The organism is Ruegeria sp. AF2, from assembly GCF_056542025.1.
On sequence record NZ_JBQFZC010000005.1, the window covers coordinates 151591 to 175769 of the forward strand.

General features: G+C 55.7%; 26 protein-coding genes. 16 read left to right on the forward strand and 10 right to left on the reverse strand.

Annotated elements, in window-relative coordinates:
• The first annotated feature begins 543 nt into the window (after positions 1-543).
• The 3 genes from ACR0NM_RS16415 to ACR0NM_RS16425 all read left to right on the forward strand — a co-directional run bounded on the left by ACR0NM_RS16415 (position 544) and on the right by ACR0NM_RS16425 (position 3896).
• Entirely contained in the window at positions 544-1110 is a 567-nt protein-coding gene (locus ACR0NM_RS16415; RefSeq protein ID WP_480615729.1) for a hemerythrin domain-containing protein, read from the forward strand.
• 10 nt (positions 1111-1120) lie between these two features.
• Positions 1121-2158 carry a glutathione S-transferase C-terminal domain-containing protein gene (locus tag ACR0NM_RS16420; RefSeq protein WP_170392825.1) on the forward strand — a complete coding sequence of 346 codons (1038 nt, stop codon included), beginning with the start codon at positions 1121-1123 and terminating at the stop codon, positions 2156-2158.
• Between the two features lie 370 nt (positions 2159-2528).
• A complete protein-coding gene (locus ACR0NM_RS16425; RefSeq protein WP_480615731.1) occupies positions 2529-3896 on the forward strand; it encodes a dipeptidase in 1368 nt (455 codons plus the stop codon).
• Between the two features lie 20 nt (positions 3897-3916).
• Here ACR0NM_RS16425 and ACR0NM_RS16430 read toward each other — a convergent pair whose 3' ends face one another.
• Positions 3917-4744 carry a LysR family transcriptional regulator gene (locus tag ACR0NM_RS16430; protein WP_170465191.1) on the reverse strand — a complete coding sequence of 276 codons (828 nt, stop codon included), beginning with the start codon at positions 4742-4744 and terminating at the stop codon, positions 3917-3919.
• Between the two features lie 81 nt (positions 4745-4825).
• Here ACR0NM_RS16430 and ACR0NM_RS16435 point away from each other — a divergent pair, with 81 nt between their 5' ends.
• On the forward strand, positions 4826-5812 hold the full coding sequence (locus ACR0NM_RS16435) for an aldo/keto reductase (protein WP_170392828.1): 987 nt from the start codon (positions 4826-4828) through the stop codon (positions 5810-5812).
• 99 nt (positions 5813-5911) lie between these two features.
• On the opposite strand, the gene ACR0NM_RS16440 is transcribed toward ACR0NM_RS16435, so the two are convergent.
• Complete coding sequence (locus tag ACR0NM_RS16440; RefSeq protein ID WP_170392829.1) at positions 5912-6484, reverse strand: TetR/AcrR family transcriptional regulator; 573 nt, start codon at positions 6482-6484, stop codon at positions 5912-5914.
• A gap of 78 nt (positions 6485-6562) precedes the next feature.
• Between ACR0NM_RS16440 and ACR0NM_RS16445 the strand changes: the two genes are divergently transcribed.
• Genes ACR0NM_RS16445 through ACR0NM_RS16465 form a run of 5 tightly spaced genes read left to right on the forward strand, consistent with a single transcriptional unit; the run spans position 6563 to position 9078 of the window.
• Positions 6563-6769: an SDR family NAD(P)-dependent oxidoreductase gene (locus tag ACR0NM_RS16445; protein WP_480615733.1), complete on the forward strand. Its 207-nt coding sequence runs from the start codon at positions 6563-6565 to the stop codon at positions 6767-6769.
• Between the two features lies 1 nt (position 6770).
• Complete coding sequence (locus ACR0NM_RS16450) at positions 6771-7448, forward strand: SDR family NAD(P)-dependent oxidoreductase (protein ID WP_480615735.1); 678 nt, start codon at positions 6771-6773, stop codon at positions 7446-7448.
• 21 nt (positions 7449-7469) lie between these two features.
• Entirely contained in the window at positions 7470-7913 is a 444-nt protein-coding gene (locus ACR0NM_RS16455) for a hypothetical protein (protein ID WP_480615737.1), read from the forward strand.
• Positions 7914-7934: 21 nt separating this feature from the next.
• Complete coding sequence (locus ACR0NM_RS16460; protein WP_480615739.1) at positions 7935-8414, forward strand: SRPBCC domain-containing protein; 480 nt, start codon at positions 7935-7937, stop codon at positions 8412-8414.
• Between the two features lie 28 nt (positions 8415-8442).
• Entirely contained in the window at positions 8443-9078 is a 636-nt protein-coding gene (locus tag ACR0NM_RS16465; RefSeq protein WP_480615741.1) for an NAD-dependent epimerase/dehydratase family protein, read from the forward strand.
• A gap of 115 nt (positions 9079-9193) precedes the next feature.
• Here ACR0NM_RS16465 and ACR0NM_RS16470 read toward each other — a convergent pair whose 3' ends face one another.
• The 6 genes from ACR0NM_RS16470 to ACR0NM_RS16495 all read right to left on the reverse strand — a co-directional run bounded on the left by ACR0NM_RS16470 (position 9194) and on the right by ACR0NM_RS16495 (position 14031).
• Positions 9194-10339, reverse strand: a complete 1146-nt coding sequence (locus ACR0NM_RS16470) for an ABC transporter permease (protein ID WP_170567367.1) — start codon at positions 10337-10339, stop codon at positions 9194-9196.
• Positions 10336-11262 (reverse strand): ABC transporter ATP-binding protein, encoded by a 927-nt coding sequence (locus ACR0NM_RS16475; RefSeq protein WP_480615743.1) that lies wholly within the window; start codon positions 11260-11262, stop codon positions 10336-10338. Before ACR0NM_RS16475 ends, ACR0NM_RS16470 begins: the two co-directional genes overlap by 4 nt.
• Entirely contained in the window at positions 11259-12218 is a 960-nt protein-coding gene (locus ACR0NM_RS16480) for an HlyD family secretion protein (protein WP_480503697.1), read from the reverse strand. The genes ACR0NM_RS16475 and ACR0NM_RS16480 overlap by 4 nt, the downstream gene beginning before the upstream one ends.
• Positions 12219-12331: 113 nt before the next feature.
• The gene (locus ACR0NM_RS16485; RefSeq protein ID WP_170818983.1) at positions 12332-13222 is read right to left on the reverse strand and encodes a haloalkane dehalogenase; all 891 of its coding nucleotides are present in this window, start codon (positions 13220-13222) and stop codon (positions 12332-12334) included.
• Positions 13219-13644 carry a GFA family protein gene (locus ACR0NM_RS16490; protein ID WP_170392837.1) on the reverse strand — a complete coding sequence of 142 codons (426 nt, stop codon included), beginning with the start codon at positions 13642-13644 and terminating at the stop codon, positions 13219-13221. The genes ACR0NM_RS16485 and ACR0NM_RS16490 overlap by 4 nt, the downstream gene beginning before the upstream one ends.
• A gap of 9 nt (positions 13645-13653) precedes the next feature.
• Positions 13654-14031, reverse strand: coding sequence for a hypothetical protein (locus tag ACR0NM_RS16495; RefSeq protein ID WP_480615745.1), 378 nt, complete (start codon positions 14029-14031; stop codon positions 13654-13656).
• A 118-nt stretch (positions 14032-14149) separates the two neighbouring features.
• Between ACR0NM_RS16495 and ACR0NM_RS16500 the strand changes: the two genes are divergently transcribed.
• Positions 14150-14743: a TetR/AcrR family transcriptional regulator gene (locus tag ACR0NM_RS16500; protein ID WP_480615747.1), complete on the forward strand. Its 594-nt coding sequence runs from the start codon at positions 14150-14152 to the stop codon at positions 14741-14743.
• A gap of 259 nt (positions 14744-15002) precedes the next feature.
• On the opposite strand, the gene ACR0NM_RS16505 is transcribed toward ACR0NM_RS16500, so the two are convergent.
• Positions 15003-15881, reverse strand: a complete 879-nt coding sequence (locus ACR0NM_RS16505; RefSeq protein WP_170392840.1) for a hypothetical protein — start codon at positions 15879-15881, stop codon at positions 15003-15005.
• A 107-nt stretch (positions 15882-15988) separates the two neighbouring features.
• Positions 15989-16837 (reverse strand): alpha/beta hydrolase, encoded by an 849-nt coding sequence (locus tag ACR0NM_RS16510; protein ID WP_480562596.1) that lies wholly within the window; start codon positions 16835-16837, stop codon positions 15989-15991.
• A gap of 337 nt (positions 16838-17174) precedes the next feature.
• On the opposite strand from ACR0NM_RS16510, the gene ACR0NM_RS16515 reads away from it, so the two are divergent.
• From ACR0NM_RS16515 to ACR0NM_RS16540, 6 genes are all read left to right on the forward strand, one after another.
• Positions 17175-18092 (forward strand): LysR family transcriptional regulator, encoded by a 918-nt coding sequence (locus tag ACR0NM_RS16515; protein ID WP_480615749.1) that lies wholly within the window; start codon positions 17175-17177, stop codon positions 18090-18092.
• Between the two features lie 482 nt (positions 18093-18574).
• Entirely contained in the window at positions 18575-20314 is a 1740-nt protein-coding gene (locus ACR0NM_RS16520) for an ABC transporter substrate-binding protein (RefSeq protein ID WP_170424638.1), read from the forward strand.
• An 81-nt stretch (positions 20315-20395) separates the two neighbouring features.
• Positions 20396-21445: an ABC transporter ATP-binding protein gene (locus ACR0NM_RS16525; RefSeq protein ID WP_480562598.1), complete on the forward strand. Its 1050-nt coding sequence runs from the start codon at positions 20396-20398 to the stop codon at positions 21443-21445.
• Between the two features lies 1 nt (position 21446).
• Positions 21447-22523, forward strand: coding sequence for an ABC transporter ATP-binding protein (locus tag ACR0NM_RS16530; protein WP_170401961.1), 1077 nt, complete (start codon positions 21447-21449; stop codon positions 22521-22523).
• The gene (locus tag ACR0NM_RS16535) at positions 22520-23383 is read left to right on the forward strand and encodes a carbohydrate ABC transporter permease (protein WP_170392846.1); all 864 of its coding nucleotides are present in this window, start codon (positions 22520-22522) and stop codon (positions 23381-23383) included. Before ACR0NM_RS16530 ends, ACR0NM_RS16535 begins: the two co-directional genes overlap by 4 nt.
• Positions 23380-24177 carry a carbohydrate ABC transporter permease gene (locus ACR0NM_RS16540; RefSeq protein ID WP_058280831.1) on the forward strand — a complete coding sequence of 266 codons (798 nt, stop codon included), beginning with the start codon at positions 23380-23382 and terminating at the stop codon, positions 24175-24177. The genes ACR0NM_RS16535 and ACR0NM_RS16540 overlap by 4 nt, the downstream gene beginning before the upstream one ends.
• Positions 24178-24179 lie beyond the last annotated feature (2 nt).

The window sequence follows — 24179 nt, forward strand, 5'->3', positions numbered from 1 at the left end:
TCATGAGGTGCAATATGCCCTTTAAGCCACCAAAAATCGCCCTTGTGCGAACCCTTCCTGCTGCGGAGGACACATCGAAATCTGCGAATCGTGTGAAGACCAAAGCCAAACCGCCGCGTGACCTGCGCATGAAAATGCCACGACGAACGGCCAAGCGGATGAACATGCCCGGGAAAGCGGGCGGTCGTTAGAAGCTGGTGCGGGGTACGTTTTTTTTGCCCCGCACTTCTAATCTGAATGGCCAACGGAGAAGCGCGCACTAGAGCGTGCATTACAACCCAGTGTTTGAATTGAAGGTCGGTGCGGAACGGTTCGCGCGAAACTCTGGTATAACCGCTCAATTTATGCAGGTCTACGCTGGCGTTTGCGGCCAAGACAGCCTGTCTGACTTCACGCAACGTGACATCACCAACTTAAATACGCGATCGCTGATCAAGGCGGCATGCACTTTGCGGGGGTTCGCTGACGCATAGTCACTGTGCGTTTTGCGCTACTGGTGAGACTGATCCGATTTCCCACCTATGTCACGAAAGGAGACGACCGATGCTCGATAAATACACTATCCGCCAAGACGATATGCCGAAAGAGATGCGGTTTCTCTTGGAAAAATACCCGCGCGACAGCTGGGATGCGCACCCTGGGTTCAAAGAAAAAACCAAGCATTGGCTCGGCGCACACCTGATGTTCCACCACTTGGCGGAACGTATTCGATTGGACATGGAAAATGTGTTGAACAACGATTTGGGGTTGGACGATTATGCTGGGCGGCTGTCCCACTATGGCGGCAACCTGGTCGGGAGCCTGCATGGTCATCACGGCTGGGAAGATCGTAGCTATTTCCCTGAATTGTCGACTGCAGACCCGCGATTTGATGCGGGGCTTGAGCTTCTGGAACAGGATCACGCCGATCTGAACAAGGTGTTGGATGATTTCACCCGCGCAGCGAACCGTGTGATCAAACTGTCTGCTCTGGATGAGGCCCAAGCCTATGATGAGACCGGGCAGCTCCATGCGACAAGCGAAGCGATCAAAGCGTTTCTGGAACGCCACTTGAGTGATGAAGAAGAATTGGCCGTACCAATTATCTTGCATCACAGACTCAGAGGATGATGCTGACGTCATGACCGACACATCTACTGAAGAAGACCAGACTGCCATCACTGAGCGCCGCGCACGGGGTGAATTTGTGCGCGGCGTCAGCGGCTTTCGCCACTCCGTTGGCGATCCGGATTTTCCTGCAGAACCCAACCGATATCACCTGTTTGTGGCGCTGAATTGCCCGTGGTGTCATCGCGTGACCTTGGCGCGCAGTGTTCTGGGGTTGCAGGACGGCGTCACGATGGATGTGGCATTTCCCAACCGCACTGGCAAAGACGATCCAGAAGGACCGAACCTGTGGGAGTTCGCACCCAACCGCATTGCTTCGCTCACAAGCGAGACCTTGCCAGAGTGCACCGGAGAGACCGGAACTGGCAGAGGACTGCGCCTTGCCAAAGATATTTACCGTGCCGAAGGCTCCGAAGAACAATCCCTGCCGATCCTTTATGATAAGAAATCAGGCCAAATCGTGAGCAACGAAAGCGCCGAAATTATCCGCATGTTGGATGCCTCTGCAGAGTCCCTTGGCGGCACCATCCCAGCAAAGAGGCGCGTGAGGCTTTACCCGGACGACGAAGCACTGCGCCAACACATCCATAACTTGAATGACTTGATCTACACTGCGATCAACAACGGCGCCTACAAGGCCGGATTTTCGTCCGATCAAACGATCTATACGGCAGCATTTGACGCCTATTTCGAGGCACTTGAACAATTGGAGCAGCTCCTTTCTGATGGCAGGCCTTTTTTAACCGGCATTCACTTCACAGAGGCCGATCTGCGCCTGTTCCCTACGCTTTATCGCCATGATCCCGTCTACTATGTGCGGATGAAGCTTAACGGAGCGCGGATATTGGACTACCCATACTTATGGCGTTGGCTATGCCGTGTGTATGCACTGCCTGGCGTTGCAAACTCCGGATCCCTTGTGCATTGCCGCCAGGGATATTTCGGGCGCAGTTGGAATGGCGTTGTTCCCCGAGGGCCATCTAAACCAATGTCTTACCCTGAGGCCTATCTACGCCCTGATCTCGCAGTGCTGAAGGCATCGTCAGTTTAGTTTTTCATAATCTCGACCTTGAAACTGACATTGCTGCAAATGCAGCAGACTTGTTTTGCAAACGCAGACGAAGCGCGACCGTCTTCAAATGTTACTATTTTAGGGTCAGGATGCCTTGATTATCGCTTGCTGTATGGTTCACGGCTCCTAAAGCGGTGCGGTGACATAAGAGACCTCTATCAGCTAACCGACGAGTAGATGGCGAAGCTCGCCCCCTTCTCCACTAAGTCGCACGGCAAGCCTCGGGTTGATATCAAACGGGTGTTGAGCAAGAGCGCTGGCTATGATCCTGACCCCAATTTATCTTCCGCAGGCTTGCGGGCTACGGCCAGTTTCGTAAGTTGAGCGCCAGCATCAGAGAGGGTATGGAATGAGCTGGACCGAATATCTCGACACACACCAATCGCGCTTTGTTGAAGAGCTGTGCGACTTCATTCGTATTCCATCGGTATCAGCCAAACCCGAAAACGCGGGCGATGTTCGAAAGGCCGGGCAGTGGGTGGTTGATCGGTTGGTTATGGCGGGAATGGAAAACGTTCAGATGATGGAGACAGCAGGTCATCCGGTGGTCTGTGCCGATTGGCTGCATGCCGGGCCGGATGCGCCTACAATCCTGATCTATGGCCATTTTGACGTGCAACCAGCCGAACCATTTGAGCTCTGGTCCTCGCCTCCGTTCGAGCCGACGATCCGCGGCGATCGGATTTACGGGCGTGGGGCGACCGACGACAAGGGTGCAATGTTAATACCGATCCTCGCGGCTGAGGCATTGCTGGCGAAGACTGGGAAGCTGCCTGTGAACGTGCGGTTTTTCTTTGAGGGCCAAGAAGAGATCGGATCGCCCGACCTTCCGCCCTTTATCGAGGCGAATCTCGACCGACTTCAGGCCGATATGATCTTTTCAGCCGATGGAAGTCAGTGGGATACCGAGACGCCGCAACTGGTTCTGGGTCTGAAAGGGCTCACCTCACTTGAGATCTCGGTTCAGAGCGCGAAATCCGATCTGCATTCTGGCATGCATGGCGGCGGCGTCGCAAATCCCGCGATGGCGCTTGCCCAGTTGCTGGCCAGTATGAAATCGACCAATGGTCGGATCACGGTGAATGGCTTCTACGATGATGTCATCGAGCTGACCGATGAAGATCGCACGGCAATTGCGCGGGTGCCTTGGGATGAAGCGGCCTATCTTGCCCAGACTGGAGCACCAGAGACCTTGGGCGAGCCAGGCTATTCCACACGTGAAAATCTGTGGGCACGTCCGACGCTTGAGGTCAACGGGTTGACCAGTGGTTGGCAAGGGCAAGGCACAAAGACCGTTTTGCCCGCGGTTGCTTCGGCCAAGATCACGTGTCGCTTGGTGGCCAATCAGAATCCCGAAAAGATCTTTGATCTGATCTCGGCCCATGTTGAGGCTCATTGCCCGCCGGGTGTCACTGCTGAGGTATCGCGCAACCCCGGGCGCGCGGATCCGTTTCTTGTACCGGCCGGCCACAACGCAACTGCCATCGCGGGACAGGTTCTCGAAGAGGTTTATGGCAAACCCGCTTACAAAACCCGCGTTGGCGGATCGATCCCGGTGATGTCGACCTTACTGGACGAGCTGGGTCTGCATGCCGTCATGTTTGCCTTTGGACATGAGGATGAAAACCAACACGCCCCGGACGAGTTCTTCCGTCTGCCAACCTTCAGACGTGGCCAAACGGCTTACGCCCGGTTGATGGAACGGTTGGGCGAATAGTGCTAACAGCCAACATCGGTTCAACCGTTTTCACAAGCTTCCGACATCACTGCATGGGCGCGATCTATGACATGCCGCACCTCAGCAAGAAACCGATCTTCATGATGCGTGACGAGCCATTGATCATGTTCCAGATCGTCAATCAAAGGTGACACTGGTATCAGGCCCGGCTGCGTGTTTCCAATGAAAGTTGGCAGAACCGCTCGGGCAAGACCTGCATTTGCAAGCTCAAGCGCATTTTGTGGCGCCGTAACTTCGATGGCGTCGTCCTCTTGCGAATGCTCTCTCACCCATCTGGCCGAGGGTGTTTTGGACATCACGCGAACCCAGGTCGAAATGCTTTCATCCGCAGCATAGACTCCAAACCGAACTCGCCCGATCTTGCGACCGGCCAAGCCTATCTCTTCTGGCCGGTGATTTCGAATACCAATCGCGGCTTCCCTGTGCCCGATGTTCAGTAGGTCTTCTGACGAGATGAAACGCAGCCGAACTGACATTGATCCCGTAAGTCTTCCGACAGCGCTGATCAAAATCCTTGTCACCCAGGTCCCGGCCGAAATTTTGACCAACGGTGGTGAGGTGGCAAGGCCGCTTTCCGTGACAGGTAGGACACGCGCTTCGATGCTTTCGACTTTTTTCAACAGCGCTTGTCCGTCCTCAGTCAGATCGTACCCACGCGGTTTACGGTGAAACAACTCAGTTCCCAGATTGCGTTCCAACTCGATCATGCGCCGACCCAGTGTGGGTGCGCTCTTGCTGGTCTGTTCAGCTGCTGGCCCAAGCCCGCCCGCTCTGGCAACCGCAAGAAAAAGCCGCAGGTTGTCCCAGTCAAAGTAACTTTCATACATGAAATGAAACTTACATTTTGTATTGTTGATGAAAAGACTGTGATGGCGTTTCTTCTGAAGGATCAGTCAGGAGGCTCACACATGAACTTTCTCGAAACCGAAATCTCACCCCTTGGCATGGGGTGCTGGCCGATTGGCGGCAAAATGTATTGTGGCGAGCAGTCGTTGGGTTACACCCGATCGGACGACGGTGTCTCCATTCGTACAATCCACGCCGCATTGGATGGTGGAATCACACTTTTTGACACCGCTGCCGCCTATGGCGCGGGGCATTCGGAACGTTTGTTAGGCAAAGCGCTCAAGCATCGACCCGACACCCTGATTGTCACAAAGATTGGGGTTGGGATCGATGAAGCGAGCAGGCAGATTTCATTTGACCCCTTCACCCCAGCTCAGGTTGGCCCTGCCCTAGATGGGTGTCTGTCGCGGCTGGAACGGGATCGGATTGATCTCTTGCTGTTGCATGTGAACGATATGCCAATAGACCAGGCCGAGGCCGTGTTTGACGAACTGGACCGTTTAAAAGAGGCGGGGAAGTTGCGCGCCTATGGTTGGAGCACTGACTATTCCCAAAACGCCAGGGCGGCCTCGTCCAGGGATGGTTTCAAGGCGGTCGAATACGTGATGAACGTCTTTTTCGATGCGCCTCGCATGCAACAGGTTGTCCAAGAGGAAGGACTGTTGTCCCTTATCCGCTCACCACTTGCGATGGGGCTGCTTTCAGGGAAGTACCATCAGAATACCGTTATCGCATCGGATGATGTGCGCGCATCCGGCGAAAGCTGGATGGAGTACTATACGGATGGCAGGGCAAATCCAGATTTCATGCGACAACTCGATTCGGTTCGCGATTTACTGACCACAAATGGCCGAACGCTTGTGCAGGGGGCTCTCGGGTGGATTTGGGGCCAATCTGAAACATACATTCCGATTCCAGGCGCTCGGACAGAAGAACAAATTGAGGGTATTTCAGCGGCATTGACCTTCGGTGCCTTGCCGGTTGCAGCAATAAACGAAATAGAAAGCTTGATTGCGCGTAACCCCCACGCCCCAGACCGCCCTAGGTAGCTTTCAGAACTGTATCGATACTGTGCGCTTGCCGCCAATGTCGGCAACGCGGGCTGCCAACGCAGCATTTCAATTTTCTGTTCAAGGTCTGCTATGGGCCTAGCCCGTCTGAACGCTGCTGGTGACTTTCAACGCCGACATTCGCAAAGCGGACAGCAATCCGATCAAGTGTTTCTTGTTCTTTGCGCTGTACTTGGCCGCTGTTGAAGTGCGCTGGATAAAATCCGCGTACTGATCAACAGTCAGGTCACAGCTTTCAATCGCACTCGAATACGGCTCCAGGACACGCGCGATGATCTCGGTGTTTCGCTTTGCGCCGGCCTCCAGCTCATTCTGACTTGTCGAAGTTACGCCAGCGATGATGTCCTCGGCATTGGGCGAAGACTGCAAGAAATCATAGTGCTCAATGACGGCATATTTGAAGACGATATCAAGTTGTGCTCCAAGTCCGTCAGCTTTTTTAAGACCGGCCTCGATATCCAGAACGACTCTGTCTGCCAGCGACCGGATCGTAGCCTGCAGCACCTCATCCTTGTTTGCGAATGCTTTGTATAGTGTTTGCCGCGAGATGCCCGCTTCATGGGCGATGTCGTTCATGCCCGTTCGCTTCACGCCGTAGCGAAGAAAAAGCTGCTTCGCGGCTTCGAGGATATAGTCGTAGCGATCTTCCATGATTTACATATTGACAAATGAGCACTTAGTGTCAACATTGACAATCACTCACAATATGTCAATTTGTCAGGATGCTAGATGTCTAAACAATCTGGAAAAGTCGCGATCGTCACCGGTGCAAACAATGGAATCGGGTTTGAAACGACAGTCGGTATGGCCGAAGCAGGTTTTCACGTCGTCATGGCGTGCCGCAGCCTTGAAAAGGCCGCAGCCGCCAAAGCAAACGTTCTCGCGCGGATTCATTCCTTCCGCATCAATCGACATCCTCGTACTGGACTTAAGTGATTTGACTTCGGTTCGCGCGTTCGCTGAGGCTTTCCGCGCCCGGTACTCCAAGCTGGATGTGCTGATAAACAACGCGGGTATTCTGCTTTACTCAGCTCAAACAAATGCTGATGGTGTCGAGTTGCAATTCGCAATCAACCACCTGGGACATTTTCTGCTGACCGCACTGCTGATCGACATGTTCCTGGACGACCCCGCATCGCGGATCGTCTCGCTTTCCAGTATCGCCCACAAGAACGCGAACATTCACTTTGACGATCTTACATGCGACCGGGACGGTGGTGTCGCTTACGGTCAATCAAAGCTCGCCTGCCTTCTGTTCGGCGACGAACTGGACCGTCAACTCAAGGCTTCGGGCAAGTTGCTGAAGTCGCTAACTGTGCATCCGGGCGGGTCGGATTCCAGTCTGTTCAACGATTTGGACGAAGAAACGCGCGCTAACATGAAGGCACAAGTCGAACAACTTCTGCACTCCAATGAAGACGCTGCGAGGCCATCTCTGTTCGCCGCTTTGTCTGATCAGGTCAAAGGCGGCGAGTACTACGGCCCTACAGGCCCCGAAGAAATGAGTGGCAAGACCGGGATCGCGATCCGCAATCCAATTTGCGAAGACTACGGTTTGACCGAACGTTTGTGGCGTCTCTCGGAAGAGATGACCGACCAGACATTCACGATCTGAGGGACGGGGATGAACAGGTTCATGCAGCGACTCTCGCGGGGTTTCGAGTATCTGATCGTGCTCGCCTCAGCTATCATGTTGGGCTGGGGACTTCTCGGGTTTCTTGAATACTTCACCGGGCTGGCGCCGCTTATGCCTTTGCAAAACGCGACCTTTCCGCCGGGCATGCAAACTCTCCATTGGATTTTGATCACCGCTTCGGGTGCCACTTATCTGGCCGGATACGTCCTGCGCTGGAGCGTCACTCCGATTGCCATGCTGGTCATGTTCACCGCGCTTGCCACGATGTGTGCTGTGCAATCCTTAGACATGTTGGAAAATCCGGATCGCTACCGGAACTTCGCCCAGGAATGGGTCAATTACATCATCATCTCGATCTACCTTTTTCGATCCAAGCGCATGCGGGATCGTTTTGGGCAGATCACAATTCAGGGCGGGGATCGCGTATCACCACAGAACGCCTGAGACCTCAAAGGAAGGATTGTCATGGAAACCGGATCATCGGAAAAAGTGAGCCTCTCACATTACAAAATCCACACCGATATTGTGATCGATGCGCCGCCGGACGTGGTCTGGTCGGTGTTGACCGACACGCCAAACTACAAGGACTGGGCGGCGTTCCTTGTGGGCATCCACGGAGAGATCAAGGATGGATCGACAATCACCGTAGACTTTCAGCTTGATTCATCAAAGGAGAAACTGACCACCTTGGATCATACCATCTCGGTCGTGCAGGGGACGGAGTTTTTCTGGGCTGAGAAGGGGCTGGGTGGCATTCGCGATCACCACCACTTTTGTGTTGAGCCGTTGGAGGGTGGCAAAACTCGCTTCTTACAATCCGATGAAATCATGGGGGGCATCACTTTCCTGATGGGCGGACGATTGGCAAAGATGTATGTGGAAGGTTACCAAGCTTTCAATCGCGGCTTGAAAGCCGAGGCAGAGCGCCGTGCCCAATCCACCTGACAAGACAACACGACCACTTGGACGCGTCTTGCTGACCGGTGCGACGGGGATGGTGGGTTCCTCGGTACTTGCGGCATTGCTGAACGAAAAAACTGCGCGCGAAATCGTGTCACTTGGGCGTAGGCCATGCAATATGAATCAACCAAAGCTGACCGATGTGAGGTTTGCAGCATTCGGCGATACCCAAGCCATCGAAGCCTATCTTGATGGCATCGACACCGTCTTCCATTGCCTTGCCACTTATTCCGCGCGCGTCAGTCGAACAGAATACGAGGAAATCACAGTCGATTGGATGCGCGCTTTGCTGGTGGCTTGCGAGAGGTCTGCGCCCGGTGTGACGTTCTGCTTGTTTTCCGCTCAAGGCGCTGGGTCTGTTGGCGGCGGCATGTCCTTTGCTTTGAAGATTAAGGGCGAAGCGGAGAGCAAGCTATTTGCATCTGACCTCGAAAGGAAATTCGCCTTTCGTCCAGGCTATATTGCGCCGTTGGGGCCGAGGAACACGTGGAAGAAGGGTGATTATCTTCTCAAACCGCTCCAAAGGCTGATGCCGTCCATCGGTGTAACTTCCGATGAATTGGCTCATGCCATGCTTCAAACTGCGATGCACGATCCTCGTCGTACTGCTGTTCTTGAAAACGGTGAGATGCGTACGTTGCTCGGATGAGGCTGCGGTTGCGCCCCGAGTTGTTTAGTTTTCAACAGAGGTCTTTCAATTCCCGATTCTGGGAAGCCTCAATGCAGCATTCAAATCCCGCACGGACGGCGGCTCTGGGCCGCCTTCAACCCAACCGTTTCTTGAACCTTAAAGTGGCCGCCAACAATCCGAATGCCGCAAATCCAATCATCCAGAGAATTCCCCAGCGCAACTCGTATAGCGACGCGTCACGCAGGACCACGCCGCGGATCATGTCCATAAAATGAGTGGCGGGCAGAACCTGAGCAATCATCTGGACTGGTCGCGGCATGCCGTCGAAGGGGAACATAAAGCCCGACATCAGGATCGATGGCAGCAGAACAAAGATAGTCATCTGCATTGATTGCAATTGGTTCTGCGCAAGCGTGGAAATCACCAGCCCAAGCGACAGGCTGGCGATGATGAACAACAAAGTCACCACAAGCAAAGTGCCCAATCCGCCGTTTATCGGGACATCGAAAAGGACATGCCCGAGGCCGAGGATGATTGCGACCTGTATCAGGCCCAGAAAGATATAGGGGATGATCTTCCCGATCATCAGTTCGATCGATTTGATCGGGGTGTTGATCAGCATCTCCATATTGCCCCGTTCGCGTTCGCGGACGATGGCGGCTGAAGTGAACAGGATCATCGTCATGGTCAGGATCACGCCGACAAGACCTGGCACGATATTGACTGCTGATCGCTGTTCAGGGTTGAAGTAAAGCGTCACCTCGAAGGTAGGCACCTGCCGGTTTGGTGGTTGTTTCAGCAGTTCTGTCAAAGGCATCGTGCGCAGGGATTTGATTGCGCTGGCCACCATCGTGTCCGAGCCATCGACGATCCAATGGGCAACCGGTCGGCTGCTGGTCTTGTCCGTTGCGTTGGGCAGGCCCAGCCCGACAGACGGGCTTCGGGCAAGGCGTTGGCTGACGTCTGATGGGATGATAAGCGCGGCGCGCACGCGGGATTCAGTGATCGCGCGCTCGGCTTCTTGTGGGGTTGTTAGATGTTCGGTGATGGTTACGACCTGCGTGGCCTGAACGATCTGCGCCAATGTTCGGGACAACTCGGTTCCGGACTTGTCCACCAGTGCGACAGGCACATGGCGCAGGTTGGTGTTGATCGCATAGCCAAACAGCAGCAGTTGGATCAGGGGGATCATAATCACCATGGCAAAGGTCATCCGATCCCGCCGAAGTTGTAGCAGCTCTTTCTTCAATACAGCAGCGATGCGGCGTGGCGAGATCACTGTTTTGGCCCCCGTGTGGCGCTGACGAACACGTCTTCCAGATTTGGTCGCTGCGGGGTCAGGGACAGGTCGGGAAACGCAGCAAGTTGGCCGCGCAACATGTCCACCGGCTGAGGTTCGGATTTGTCCACCAGCACACGCAGCCGCGATCCGACTTGCGCGGTCGACAGGATCATGGGCTGGACGTCCAACGCGTGTTTGACCTTGCGCAGGTCCGGGCCTTCAACTTCGACAACATCGGCCTGCAGATCATCCATCAACTCACGCGGAGAGCCGTCCGCCTTCTTCACCCCGTGTTGCAAGATCGCCAACCGGTGGCAGCGTTCGGCCTCGTCCATGAAATGGGTCGAGACGATCATCGTCGCGCCCTGATCGACCAGATCGAACAGCTGTTCCCAGAAAGTGCGTCGGGTTTCTGGGTCAACGGCCGAGGTCGGTTCATCCAGAAACAACAGTTTTGGTCGGTGCATGACGGTCGCTGCAAGGGCGAGTTTTTGTCTTTGCCCGCCGCTCATGCTGCCGCTGAGCTGATCAATGTTGGTTGTCAGGTCATAGGTGTGCAGCAGTTCTTCAATTCGGTCCTTGGCCGACTTCACTGGAATGCCATAAACTTCTGCCGCGAACCGAAGGTTCTCCAGCACTGTCAGGTCGCGGTAATACGAGAAGATCTGGGTCATGTACCCGATCTCATTTTTTAACGGCTCAGCCGCTTCGGGCATTGATCGGCCCAAAACCGAAATTGCCCCGCTGCTGGGGGTCAGTAGGCCGGTCAGCATGCGCATGGTAGTTGTCTTGCCGCAGCCGTTGGGGCCGAGAAACCCGTATATCTGGCCCGTTCGGATTTCGAGGTCCAGATTGTTGACTGCGGTGTTTTCCCCAAACCGACGGGTCAGCCCCTGCGTCGAGACGACGATTTCACTCATGGCATGGGGACCTGCACTGGCACTCCGGCGGGCAGGTCGGGTGTCGCAGTGGGCAAGTCAATCTCGGCCAAATACACAAGGCGCGTGCGGTCGTCCTTGTTCAATCCGTAATAGGGGGTGAAGGACGCGTCGTCGCTGATCCAGCGGATCACGCCGTCCAGCGGATCGGCCAGCCCGTCAATGCGTACTTCCAGCGTGTCGCCGGGTTTCAGATTGACGCGATGCGGCTCGGGCACATAGACGCGCGCGTAAGGCGTCTGGCCCGTGACCATCACGGCAACCGGGCTGCCGGATGTTACCCGCTCGCCCAAATTCCACGGTAGGGAATCCAGCACGCCGTCGCGGGTGGCCGTAACCGTCAAGTCGTCCAGAACTGTTTGCTCGGCGGAAACCAACGCTTCGGCGGCCCGTACGTTGGCTTCGGCAACCGCCAGGTCTTCGGGTCTGGTCCCGTTCTGCAACTCTTTAAGCGATTCCTGAGCGCTGGCCAGTTCAGCTCGCGCGGAATCGCGCAGGGCCAGATCATTTGCTACCTGCGCTTCGGTCACGACCGAGTTTTCGACCAGTCTGGCGTTTCGGTCATAGATGGCTTCGGCATCGGCAAGGCGTGCAACAGCGCCCGCGACTTTGGCCTCGGCTATCGCAATCTCCTCCTCTCGCGGCCCCACCTGCAGCTTCAGAAGCGTGGCCTGCGCCTTTTCCAGTTCAGCCTGCGCCAGTGCCAGTTTTGAGCTTTGCAATGTTGGATCAAGCTGAACCAGCGTGTCGCCTGCCTTGACCACGGCACCTTCGGCAATAGGCAAATCGACGACGATTTCGCTGGCTGTCGCGGTCAAGGCCACCCGGTCGCGCGCCAATACGCCCAAAGCGACGCTGGTATCAGACCCGGAGCACCGGTCCAGAAAGGCGGGCAGTACAGCCGCTAGAATCAAAGGGATGGGGGTCGTCAGATTCAACAGGGTTTCCCTCCGGTGTTTGGCCTTTGAACGTATTGGGTGATAGTTAAAGCATAAAATCAGGAAATCTGATTTATGTATACGGCTCAGCCGCTACACGTGGCAGCACGGGGTCATGCGGGCAATCGCGCCAACCACTCCTCCAGCTTTTCTCCGATCAGATGGGGGTTATCTTCCTGTAGGAAATGAATGCCTTTGCCGATATCCACCGCTTCGAGGTTCTGGATGGTCTGATGGCACCAGGCGACCTCTTTTGTCCCGATGGTGCCTCCGGGCGTGGCGTGGAACATCAGCATCGGGGTTTGCGTTTCTCCCAACCAACGGCTGTAGGCGCTGACGATCTCATGAACGTCAGAAGGCGTGCCATCGATCGGAATCTCGCAAGGCCACACACGAACCGGCTTGCGACTTCGTGCTGTGGGAAAGGGCGCACGGTACTGCGACATTTCTTGCGGTGCCAGATCACGTACTATGGCGCTTGGCAGGATTTTCTCGACGAACATATTCAGGCCCGAGATCATCATCCATCCCAGACCCGGCGTCCGCATCAAGCGAAACCCGGTGCGGAAATCGGGCGGAAATCCCGCCCAACTCATCGGGCGGACCACGCCCTCCATGAACACGATGCCGCGGATGTTCTCGGGATGTCGGTGCGCATAGTGAAACCCCAATGCCGAGCCCCAGTCATGAATGACGAGCGTTACGTCCTCTAACCCCAGCGCCTCGATGAATCCGTCAACGTAGGGAACGTGGTCGACAAAGCGGTAGGGAATATCCGGCTTATCCGATTTGCCCATACCGATCAGATCCATCGCGATAGCGCGGCCCTGCCCGGCGGCATAGGGAATGATGTTGCGCCACAGATAAGACGAGGTGGGATTGCCGTGCAGAAACAGAACCGGCGAGCCGTCGCCTTCCTCGACATAGTGAATGCGCTGCCCATTCACCTCGACATATTTCGAGTCAAACGGGAAGTCGGCTGAGATCTCTTGTTCGGTACTCATTGAGCCACTCTTTCTGCATTGCAAGTCTCTTCGATCAGGCCCAGCGCCTCACCATACCACGCAGGTCGGGACGACCAGCCAACGATCGCGTTGACGGGTTGGGACGGCGGGCAGGACAAGCTGCCAACGGGGACAATCAGAATCTTGCCGTTTTGAGTCTCGAATGGCAGCGTCGTCCCGCAGTTCCGGCAGAACACCCGGCGTACTTGGGAATTGGGCACGTCGAAGGTGGTCAGCATGTTTTTGCCTTCCAGCCATTCGATCTGATCGGGCGTGGTGAACGCATTCGCAACATGGGCCGAGCCCGAGGCCTTCTGGCAGAAGCTGCAATAGCAGAGTTTGAAGGCGGCCATGTTTTCCCGCACCCGATAGCGCACCGAGCCACAGATACATTGGCCGTCGATCGTGTTTGGGTGACTCATCTGAACACCTCAGCCGCGATAGGCGAAATAGGAGCGGACAGAGGCCGTAAAAGTCAGGCCCAAGCTGATGATCGCGATGATAAAGCCGATGACCGCCGTTGCCGGGATCGAGACCAGAAAATCAACGGCAATCGCTGCGCGGATACCGACCAGGCTGCGCCTGAGAATGGATGCGATGATGCAGGCAAAAGTCACCATATATCCCAGCATCGTATAGAGCATCAGGTTGGCGGCTTGGGGGCCTGCCAGTTCTCCGACCTGCAGCACGTAGAATTTGAACGCGGCGAAGAAGCCAAGGGCCTGCAGGATTTTCAGCGCGTTCAGAATGAAGATGGCGCGCAGTGTTACGGGCTTTGAGGCCCCGGTTGTCGGGTCGATGGCGGTCATGTCAGGTCTCCGTTTGACGTGGGGCCACGCGGCATTTGCAGCCGCGCGCCCGCAATGCTATCCAAGTGGATAGGAATTTATTACTATCCATGCGGATAGAAAAAGCAAGGAGAAATCTGTGGCGCGCAAACGCAAGACGGATCACGACAGTGCTGTGGCAGGCGCTTTGGACCTGTTTTGGCGGCGGGGATACCATGGTGCCAGCACGCGGGAACTGGAGCAGGAGACCGGGCTAACTCGGTTCACACTGCAAACCACCTATGGCGGAAAAGAGAAGTTCTTCCTAAAGACACTTGATACTTATCTGGACAATGCCGAGGCTCGGCACTTCCCCGACCCCGACACCTATTCGCTGAATGACCTCAGCGATTGGTTCCAGGGTATCGCCTCGGCAGAAAGTATGCCGAAGATCGAGGATGCGGGGTGCCTTGCCTTCAATTCGATCAGTTCGTTTCACCGCACTGACCCCGAGGTGAATGCCCGAATCGAGAGATACCTCACCGCCTTGGAAAGAAGGTTTGCTGCGATCCTCAGCCGCGCCAAAATTGAAGGGACCGTGCACATCGATGTTGACCCGGATGAGGCGGCAAAGCTGCTGATCGGCCTGTTGCTGGGACTTCATACGATCATGAAAGCCCGGACATCCGACCAGTTCCCAAGGAGCTATGCAGACGCGGCGGTTGGGTTGATCAATGGGTGGAGAAATTTGTAAGCGATGAAATATGCAGGCGTGATCGGCTGCCATAATCTGACATCAAAAGACTAACACTCGAACGAACGTGATATCTAAAGCACGCAATGGGAAACAATTAACGTGACCACCTGCAGCGTGAGCATTACGCGTCTGTAGCGAATGTCTGGAAGTGCGCTGCCATTGCAGCATGTCCAGTGGCCGCTTTGGACCGCTAGTTAGCTCCCCGACCATATGCTACTGCGGAAGCCAGGCGCCATGAAAACCGGAGTGCGTGCGTCTATTGGTCGAGACTTTTCACCGTCTGAGACGGCAACTCCGCATAGGATGCGTCATAGAAATAGCTCAGCCAAATCGACCACCCATCGAAGAGTATATCGGAAATCCCACGCGAATGAGACCCGACGCTCAGTGGATCTACGGACCCATCAGTTTCAACGCGCAAGAGCCTCGCATTCGGGTATTTCTCGTGGCCTCGGTAACCCCCGACAACAACTGTGCCGTGCACGACTTCAACGGATTCCAAGCTACCAAAGCCGGTTGAAACAGCTACCGCAGTATCTCCGTTGCCTGAATGCGGAACCCAATACAAAGCGCTGTCCCAGGCGTCGTCGCTACCCCAGGACACAGCGTAAATACCTGTCTCTGCGATTGCAAAGCGGGCGAGACCACTGATGCGCAAATCGCCGAGGTGAGGTTGAATTTGTCCGGTTTGGGCTGCGACCGATAGGAATGCGCCGCGCCCAAAATCACTCACAAGAAGGGTGTCGTCGTCGAGGGCTTCGATATCGTAGAGAAAAACACCATCGTCATCGAGAGCCTGACGCCAGTTTACCGTGCCATCCGAAGCGGTAGAAATGACCTCATTGCCATCCACAATGACAATCTGGTTGCCGGAACGCACCATTCCTGTTGGGTTACGAAGACCTTGCCCATCTGAGAGTTTGATTTCTTCGGACACGCCATCAGGAGTGAGCTTGTAGAGCCCGCCGTTAGTGGCGTCTGAGCTGAACTCTTCATCTGGCCCACCCGGTCCAATCGATACGGCATAGACATCATTTCCCATCGGCAAAACGGCTTCGGTAAAGGGCGGCAGCTCCTGTTCGGCGACAACAGGGAAGGCCGTGGTGCAAGTGACCAATAACGAAAGAACTTTCATCTCAAATAATTCTCCGGTGTATCTATGCTTTGATGTTGCCGCCCGTTTTTCCGGCAATGATTGTTCCGGGGCGGCGTCAATGAACCGAGCGGTTTGCATCAAAGGGTTCAATTGGAGGCAAGAAAGTGCGGAGCCAGAGCATTGACGGCGGCATCAATGATCAACGGGTCTTCGTAAAACTGAAGCTGGTTGGCGCCGTCGATCCAATACAGCGTCTTCTTTTCTGACGCGATTTCTTCAAAAATGCGGCGGGGAATGACCTGACCGCTTGCAGCTCTGTCGCCATGGATCATCAATACAGGCAGGTTCAGTTGAGGGGCTGTTTCGTCGATCCGCCAGCCCCAAATGCCAGCTTCGCTCATCGCGGTGATGCGGTTTTCCCAACCCCCTTTGAAAGTCAGCCAAGGGGCCCTGTTATCCCATGGTAGGTACCAGTCTGCGATGGCAGTTGCGGTCAGAAGGGCATCCTCAGAGCCGACGATCGGGATGTAGCTTGCTTCCCCCGTTTTTTCGAATTCGGTGGCTGCTTTGGCCGCGCGATCTATGCGTGCTTCAACCTCGGCATCACTGCCAAGGTACATTCTGGCAGTTTCCTCAGTTAGATAGTGGCCCGCGACAACCCCGAGAGAGGCCACGCGACCGTCTGTCACCGCTGTTTCAATCGCCCAGTTGACGCCCTGACAAATCCCGAGAAGATGAAGCCGGTTTGCGTCGATGCCTTCTTGGTTTGCGAGAAAACCAAGGGCAGCTTGGCAGTCTTCAACCTTGGCTTCACCAGACTCGTAGCGTCGGGGTGTGCCCGAGCTTTCTCCGTGATAGCGTGGATCGAATATCAGAACGGCCAGCCCGCGCGATGCCAGGCGGGTTGCATATTGCACCGGTGACTGTTCCTTGACGAATGCAACAGGGCCGATGATCACAGCTGCCGGGTGAAGTCCTTCCGAAGCAGGTCTCAACAACTTTCCAACAAGGGTTTCCCCAGAGCTGTCAAAGGACACTGTTTCAACATCATAAGAGCCAAATGCCGATTGATCTAGGTCACCGGATGCCTCCGCTGTGCTAGCGCGGGAGGTGAAAGCTCCGCTCATGGATGTTGCAATCGCGATTGAGTTGAACATGCGTCGTGTAATCACAGCTGCTGCCCTTTCGAATACAGTTTGATGGTCTCGACAACCAAACGATCTTGGATCGAGCGCCCCGATCTGGGGGGGCGCCCGGTTAAGCTTCACTTGTCAGTTAACTCGCGACGGGCATAATTGGGATGACGCAAATAGCATGATTAGCATGCAAAAAATGAATGACATTTTAACTTCTCTGGATGTTAGGACTCTACGGTTCCTACAGCTCCTGCTTCGCACAAGCAGCGTGACACGCACGGCAATACATCTGGGGATCAGCCAGCCCGCCGCCAGTCGAATACTCGCCCGGGTACGCGACCTTATTGGAGATCCGGTGCTGATCCGAACGCAGTCCGGATACCAATTAACGGATCATGCTCTGGGCTTGAATGAACCGGTCGATGCTGCCCTGTCAGCGATAGCTGACGTCTTCCAGCCTTCCGCCTTTGATCCAGCACAGTCCAACTATTGCTACCGCATCGCTTCGACAGATTACGGCGTCGCGGCTGTCCTGGGACCCATGATGGAGGTCTTTGCCGTTACCGCACCAGCAATAAGGTTCGATGTCTCGCCACTGGTGCCGCAAAGCTTTACCGATTTGGAAAAAGGAGCAATTGATCTGCTGCTATACGCGGATTTGGATGCCAGGAACGATTTGCTTGTTCAGAAGCTATTTGATGAAACCTACGAAATCCTGTTCCGACAAGGCCATCCGCTTGAAGAACATGCGTCATCAAAACGGGCACTTACTCCGCAAGACGTTTCGGCTTACCGGTTAATCGAGTTCAGTTTTCCGGGCACTTTGGGTCTGAAACCCGATACGATCATGAGGGAAAAAGGAGATGGTTCGAATGCTGTGTTCCAGCAGCCTTACTTCACCACATTACCTTTTTTGGTAGGACAGACGGATGCAGTTGCAGCTGTCCCCAAGCGGCTGGCAAAGCAAGTCCAGAAATTGACCTCTCTTTGTTCAGCTCCGTTTCGGCCGAGTTGTGGCTTCCCTTATTTTCTTGTCCGCCACGAGCGCAGCCGCTTCAATCCAGCGATCAATTGGCTAAGGGAACAAGCATTGGAGATCACCAAGTCCGACTGATCAGATGTTCGAGCTGGTATGATAGTTTGCACGTGAGATATTCGAAGTACACAAAGGCCATCCAAATCAGCACCCGCCCTTGGGTCCTGACGAAACCACAATCCATAGATGGCAGGTCTGTTGGGTTAAGCTGCAACATCGTCCGTTAAAGTTACATCTCCGCTCAGAGCCGTTCCCCAGACCATCGTCTACTTTCCAGCTTCGCGATTGCAGCGAACGACAGCTTTGACGGTCAGCACCGCGAGAAGGTGACCAGGGTCGAACGGAAGGAATGGGCCGTTTGCAGCGCACGTATTTGATGCTAATTGGCGTGATCCATGAAGTTCACCCTCCAACGTAAACGGTAATAATAGATGTAAAACAATGGGTTGATATACTTCTTCCTTTCTACTAAAAAATTAGTTTGACAGCAGCGCCGAATATCATCGATGCTGTTTGCCATCCGGTCTGCACCGGATCACATAATCTTTGGGAGGAGACAGATGCGGAGACATCTACTTTCCGCCGTGGCGGCAGCGGCCGTCATTGCGGGGCATGGTCCTGCTTGGGCCGACGAAGCCGCAGCACAACGTTGGATCGACGACGAATTCCAGCCATCGACCTTGTCGAAGGACGAACAGTTGTCCGAAATGAAGTGGTTCATTGATGCTGCACAACCGTACTCGGGAATGGAAATCAATGTCCTGTCCGAGGGTATCCCGACGCATTCCTATGAATCCGAGGTTCTGACCAAGGCGTTCGAGGAAATAACCGGGATCAAGGTCAATCACCAGATTCTCGGCGAAGGCGAAGTGGTTCAGGCCGTACAGACTCAGCTACAAACCGGACGGAATCTGTATGATGGCTATGTCAACGACAGCGACCTGATCGGGACACATTCGCGCCTGCAGTTGGCCTATCCGCTGACCGATATGATGGAAGGTGATTGGGCGGCGACAACCTCGCCAACGCTGGATCTGGATGACTTCATGGGCATTCAGTTCACCACCGGCCCTGATGGCAAGCTGTATCAATTGCCCGACCAGCAGTTTGCGAACCTATATTGGTTCCGCAAGGACTGGTTCGATGACGAAGCCAACAAAGCCGCGTTCAAAGAGAAATACGGCTATGATCTAGGCGTTCCGGTCAACTGGTCAGCCTACGAAGACATCGCCGAGTTCTTCACCAATGACGTGAAAGAAGTCGATGGCACCACGATCTATGGCCACATGGATTATGGTAAGCGCGCGCCTGACCTCGGCTGGCGCATGACTGACGCCTGGCTGTCGATGGCCGGCGCCGGTGACGTGGGTGAACCGAACGGCGTTCCCGTCGACGAATGGGGCATCCGCATGGAAGCGGGCACCTGTAACCCGGTCGGTGCGTCCGTTTCACGCGGCGGTGCCGCAAACGGTCCCGCTGCGGTCTATGCGATCCGCAAGTGGGATGAATGGCTACGAGCGTATGCGCCTCCAGGTGCGGCGTCTTACGACTTCTACCAGTCGTTGCCAGCGCTTAGCCAAGGCAACGTGGCTCAGCAGATCTTCTGGTACACCGCCTTCACCGCAGACATGGTGAAGCCGAAGTCCGAAGGCAACAACACCGTGGATGACGAAGGCACGCCGCTGTGGCGGATGGCGCCCAGCCCGCACGGCCCCTATTGGGAAGAAGGCCAGAAGGTTGGTTATCAGGACGTGGGGTCGTGGACCTTCCTGAAGTCGACGCCTGCGGATCGTGCTCAGGCGGCTTGGCTCTATGCCCAATTCGTGACGTCCAAGACTGTCGACGTGAAGAAATCCCATGTGGGCCTAACCTTCATCCGCGACAGCTCGGTCAACCACGAGTCGTTCACCGAGCGCGCACCCAAGCTGGGTGGTCTGGTCGAGTTCTACCGCTCACCCGACCGTGTGGCATGGTCACCGACCGGCATCAACGTGCCGGACTATCCGAAGCTGGCCCAGATCTGGTGGCAGCAGATCGGTGACGTGAACTCGGGCGCCTTCACCCCGCAAGAGGCGATGGACCGTCTGGCAGAAGAGATGGACATCACTATGGCCCGAATGCAGGCCGCTGACGAAAGCGCCGGTGTCTACGGTGGCTGTGGTCCGCGTCTGAACGAGCCGCAGGATGCCGCCTTCTGGTTGGAAAAGCCGGGCTCGCCCAAGGCCAAGCTTGAGAACGAAAAGCCGCAGGGCCAGACCGTCAACTATGACGAATTGGTTCAGCGCTGGCAGTCTCAGTAAGCAAACGAAACCGGGGGTGCCGTGTGCGGCATCCCCACCCCAAGGCCAGTGCGACGCACTGAAGGACCGGAACCCACGGACATGATCGAACTTAGAGACGCCACCAAACGGGTTGGCAATGTCATCCATATCAAGCCTACGAACCTGACGCTCAAGACTGGCCATTTCAATGTGCTGTTGGGCGCTACGGGGTCGGGCAAAACCTCGCTGATCAAGATGATGGCCGGGCTGGACCCGATCGCCTCGGGCAAAGTTCTGATGGACGGGCAGGACGTCACCAAGCTGAACACGCAAAAGCGGCAGATCAGTTTGGTACACCAGTTCTTCGTGAACTACCCGCATATGACCGTTTTCGACAACATCGCCTCGCCCTTACGCGTGGCGGGGATGGCAAAATCCGAAATCGAAGGCCGTGTCGAAGAGGCCGCCGACTTGCTGCAGTTACGCCCAATGCTGCAGCGCCGTCCGCATGAGTTGTCAGGCGGCCAACAGCAGCGTACAGCACTGGCCCGCGCGATTGCAAAGGAAAGCCGCGCGGTGTTTCTTGACGAACCACTGGCCAACCTCGATTACAAGCTGCGTGAAGAACTGCGTGAACAATTGCCCGACCTGTTCGCTGGGCGCGGGGCAGTGGTCGTCTATGCCACGTCGGAACCGGAAGAGGCGTTGATGCTTGGCGGCTACACCGCCTTGATGGAGGACGGGCGCGTCACCCAATTTGGCCCCACCTCAGATATCTATCGCAACCCCGAGAACATCTCTGCAGCTCGTGTGTTCTCTGACCCGCCCATCAATGTGGCGCGCATCACTGTGTCTGAAGCGCAGGCGCAATTGGTCGGCGGTGGTGGCTGGAAAGTCACCGATATAGCCGATGGTGACTACTTGGTCGCCGTGCGTCCGCACCGGGTGACCCCGTTCCGCTCTTCCGACGCCGACGTGGAACTGACCGGGCGTGTCATCGTGACCGAGCTTTCGGGCTCGGATTCCAGCGCGCACTTCCAACATGGGGATGAGGCGTGGGTATCCCTGGCCTCGGGTGTCCATCCCTATCAGGTGGGTGAAGACCACAGCTTCTACATGAACCCGGCCCATTGCCGGTATTTCGGCCAAGACGGCAAAAGGATAGCCTGACATGGCACAGATCAAGCTTGCAAACCTGCGACACAGCTATTTCCCCAATCCCAAGGGGCCACAGGATTACGCCCTGAAGGAAATCGACGTCACCTGGCGCGACGGCGGGGCCTATGCGCTGCTGGGACCATCAGGATGCGGCAAGTCAACGCTGCTGAACATCATCTCGGGGTTGCTGACGCCTTCCGAAGGACAGATTCTGTTCGATGGTCAGAACGTTACTGCCTTGCCCCCAGATCAACGCAACATTGCGCAAGTGTTCCAGTTCCCGGTGATCTACGACACGATGACTGTGGGCGAAAATCTGGCCTTCCCGTTGAAGAACCGGGGGGTTGACCCGGCAACGATCAAACGTCGCGTCGATGAGATTGCAGAAATGCTGGACGTTACGGATATGTTGAATACCCGGGCCTCAGGTCTGAGCCCGGACAACAAACAGAAAATCTCGATGGGTCGTGGGTTGGTGCGCGACGACGTGAACGCGGTGATGTTCGATGAGCCGCTGACTGTTATCGACCCACATCTGAAATGGAAACTGCGGTCCAAGCTGAAAGAGCTGCACCAGCGCGTCAAAGCCACGATGATCTACGTCACGCACGACCAGACCGAGGCGCTGACCTTCGCGGACGAAGTTGTCGTGATGCAGGAGGGCGAAGTCGTGCAGATCGGCACCCCTGTGGAACTGTTTGAGCGCCCTCAGCACACATTTGTCGGCCATTTCATCGGCTCACCCGGCATGAATGTGCTGCCATGCGAAGCGAAGGGCGATCGGGCCCTGTTCGAAGGCCATGAAGTGATGCTGGAGGGCCAGACCCACGGTGACGGAGGCCGCACCGATCTGGGTATCCGGCCTGAATATATAAGCTTTGGCGAAACCGGCATCCCTGCCCATGTCACCAAGGTCGCAGATATCGGACGACACTATGTGGTCAGTGCCATGGTCGGTGATACGCCGGTGAAAGCCGTAGCAGAACACAATGCGCCCAACCCTGGCTCACATGTGTACCTGCAATTCAAACCCGAACAATCTCGCGTCTACCGCGACGGCTGGATCGCAACCGAGGAGCGGACGCAATGAGAACTGAAAACCAAAAAGCATGGTTCTTTGTCCTGCCGGTGCTGGCGCTGGTCGCGTTTAATGCGCTGGTGCCGATGATGACTGTGGTCAACTATTCGGTGCAGGAGACCTTCGGTAACAATCAGTTCTTCTGGGAAGGACTGGGCTGGTTCGAACAGATCCTGCGTTCCGACCGGTTTCAGGCGGCCCTCGGTCGGCAGTTCCTCTTTACCTTCCTGATCCTGCTGATCGAGGTGCCCTTGGGCATCATCGTCGCCCTGTCGATGCCACGCAAAGGGTTCTGGGTGCCGGTCTGTCTGGTCCTGATGGCCCTGCCGATGCTGATCCCGTGGAATGTGGTCGGCTCGATGTGGAATATCTTCACTCTGCCCAAGATCGGCCTGCTGGGCTACTTCCTGAATGACGTCCTGGGCATCAACTATGATATGACACAACAGCCACTGTCGGCCTGGATCACCGTGATCGTCATGGATGTCTGGCACTGGACGTCGCTGGTTGTGCTGCTGTGTTATGCGGGCCTCGTGTCGATCCCGGATGCCTATTATCAGGCCGCTAAGATAGACGGTGCCAGCCCCTGGTCAGTGTTTCGCTATATCCAGCTGCCCAAGATGAAGACTGTACTAACCATCGCCGTTCTGCTGCGCTTTATGGACAGTTTCAACATCTATACCGAGCCTTTCGTTCTGACCGGCGGCGGTCCCGGCAACTCAACCACCTTACTGTCGATCGACCTTGTGAAGATCGCGCTGGGACAGTTCGACCTTGGCCCTGCGGCCGCGATGAGCCTGATCTACTTCGCCATCACGCTGCTGGTCAGCTGGGTCTTCTACACTCTGATGACAAAGGATGACGCGCAATGAAGAAGCGGTCCCTTATCCCGATCCTCTATATCGCGTTCCTGATGCTGCCGATCTATTGGCTGGTGGCGATGTCCTTCAAGACCACGAACGAGATCCTGTCGGGCTTTTCCCTGTTCCCCCAGACCTTCACGCTGGAGAACTACATTACCATCTTCACCGATCCGACGTGGTATTGGGGCTATATCAACTCGATAATCTACGTGACGATCAACACGGTGCTGTCGGTCTGTGTAGCGCTGCCAGCGGCCTATGCGTTCTCGCGCTATCGGTTTCTGGGCGACAAGCAGTTATTCTTCTGGCTGCTGACCAACCGGATGGCGCCAGCGGCGGTGTTCGCGCTGCCCTTCTTCCAGCTCTATTCGTCAATCCACCTGTTCGACACCTATCTGGCCGTGGCGCTCGCGCACACGCTGTTCAACGTGCCGCTGGCGGTCTGGATTCTCGAAGGCTTCATGCGCGGCATCCCGAAAGAATTGGATGAGACAGCCTATGTCGACGGTTACTCTTTCCCGCGCTTCTTCGTGACGATCTTCCTGCCCAACATCAAAGCGGGTGTCGGCGTCGCGGCCTTCTTCTGCTTCATGTTTTCATGGGTCGAGATGTTGCTGGCCAAGACCCTCACCGCGGTCGAGGCCAAGCCCATCGCCGCCGTGATGACCCGCACCGCCTCCAGCGCGGGGTATGAGTTGGGTCTGCTGGCAGCAGCCGGAACACTGACCATTATCCCTGGTGCCATTGTCATCTGGTTTGTCCGCAACTACATCGCGCGCGGTTTCGCGATGGGCCGTGTGTGAGG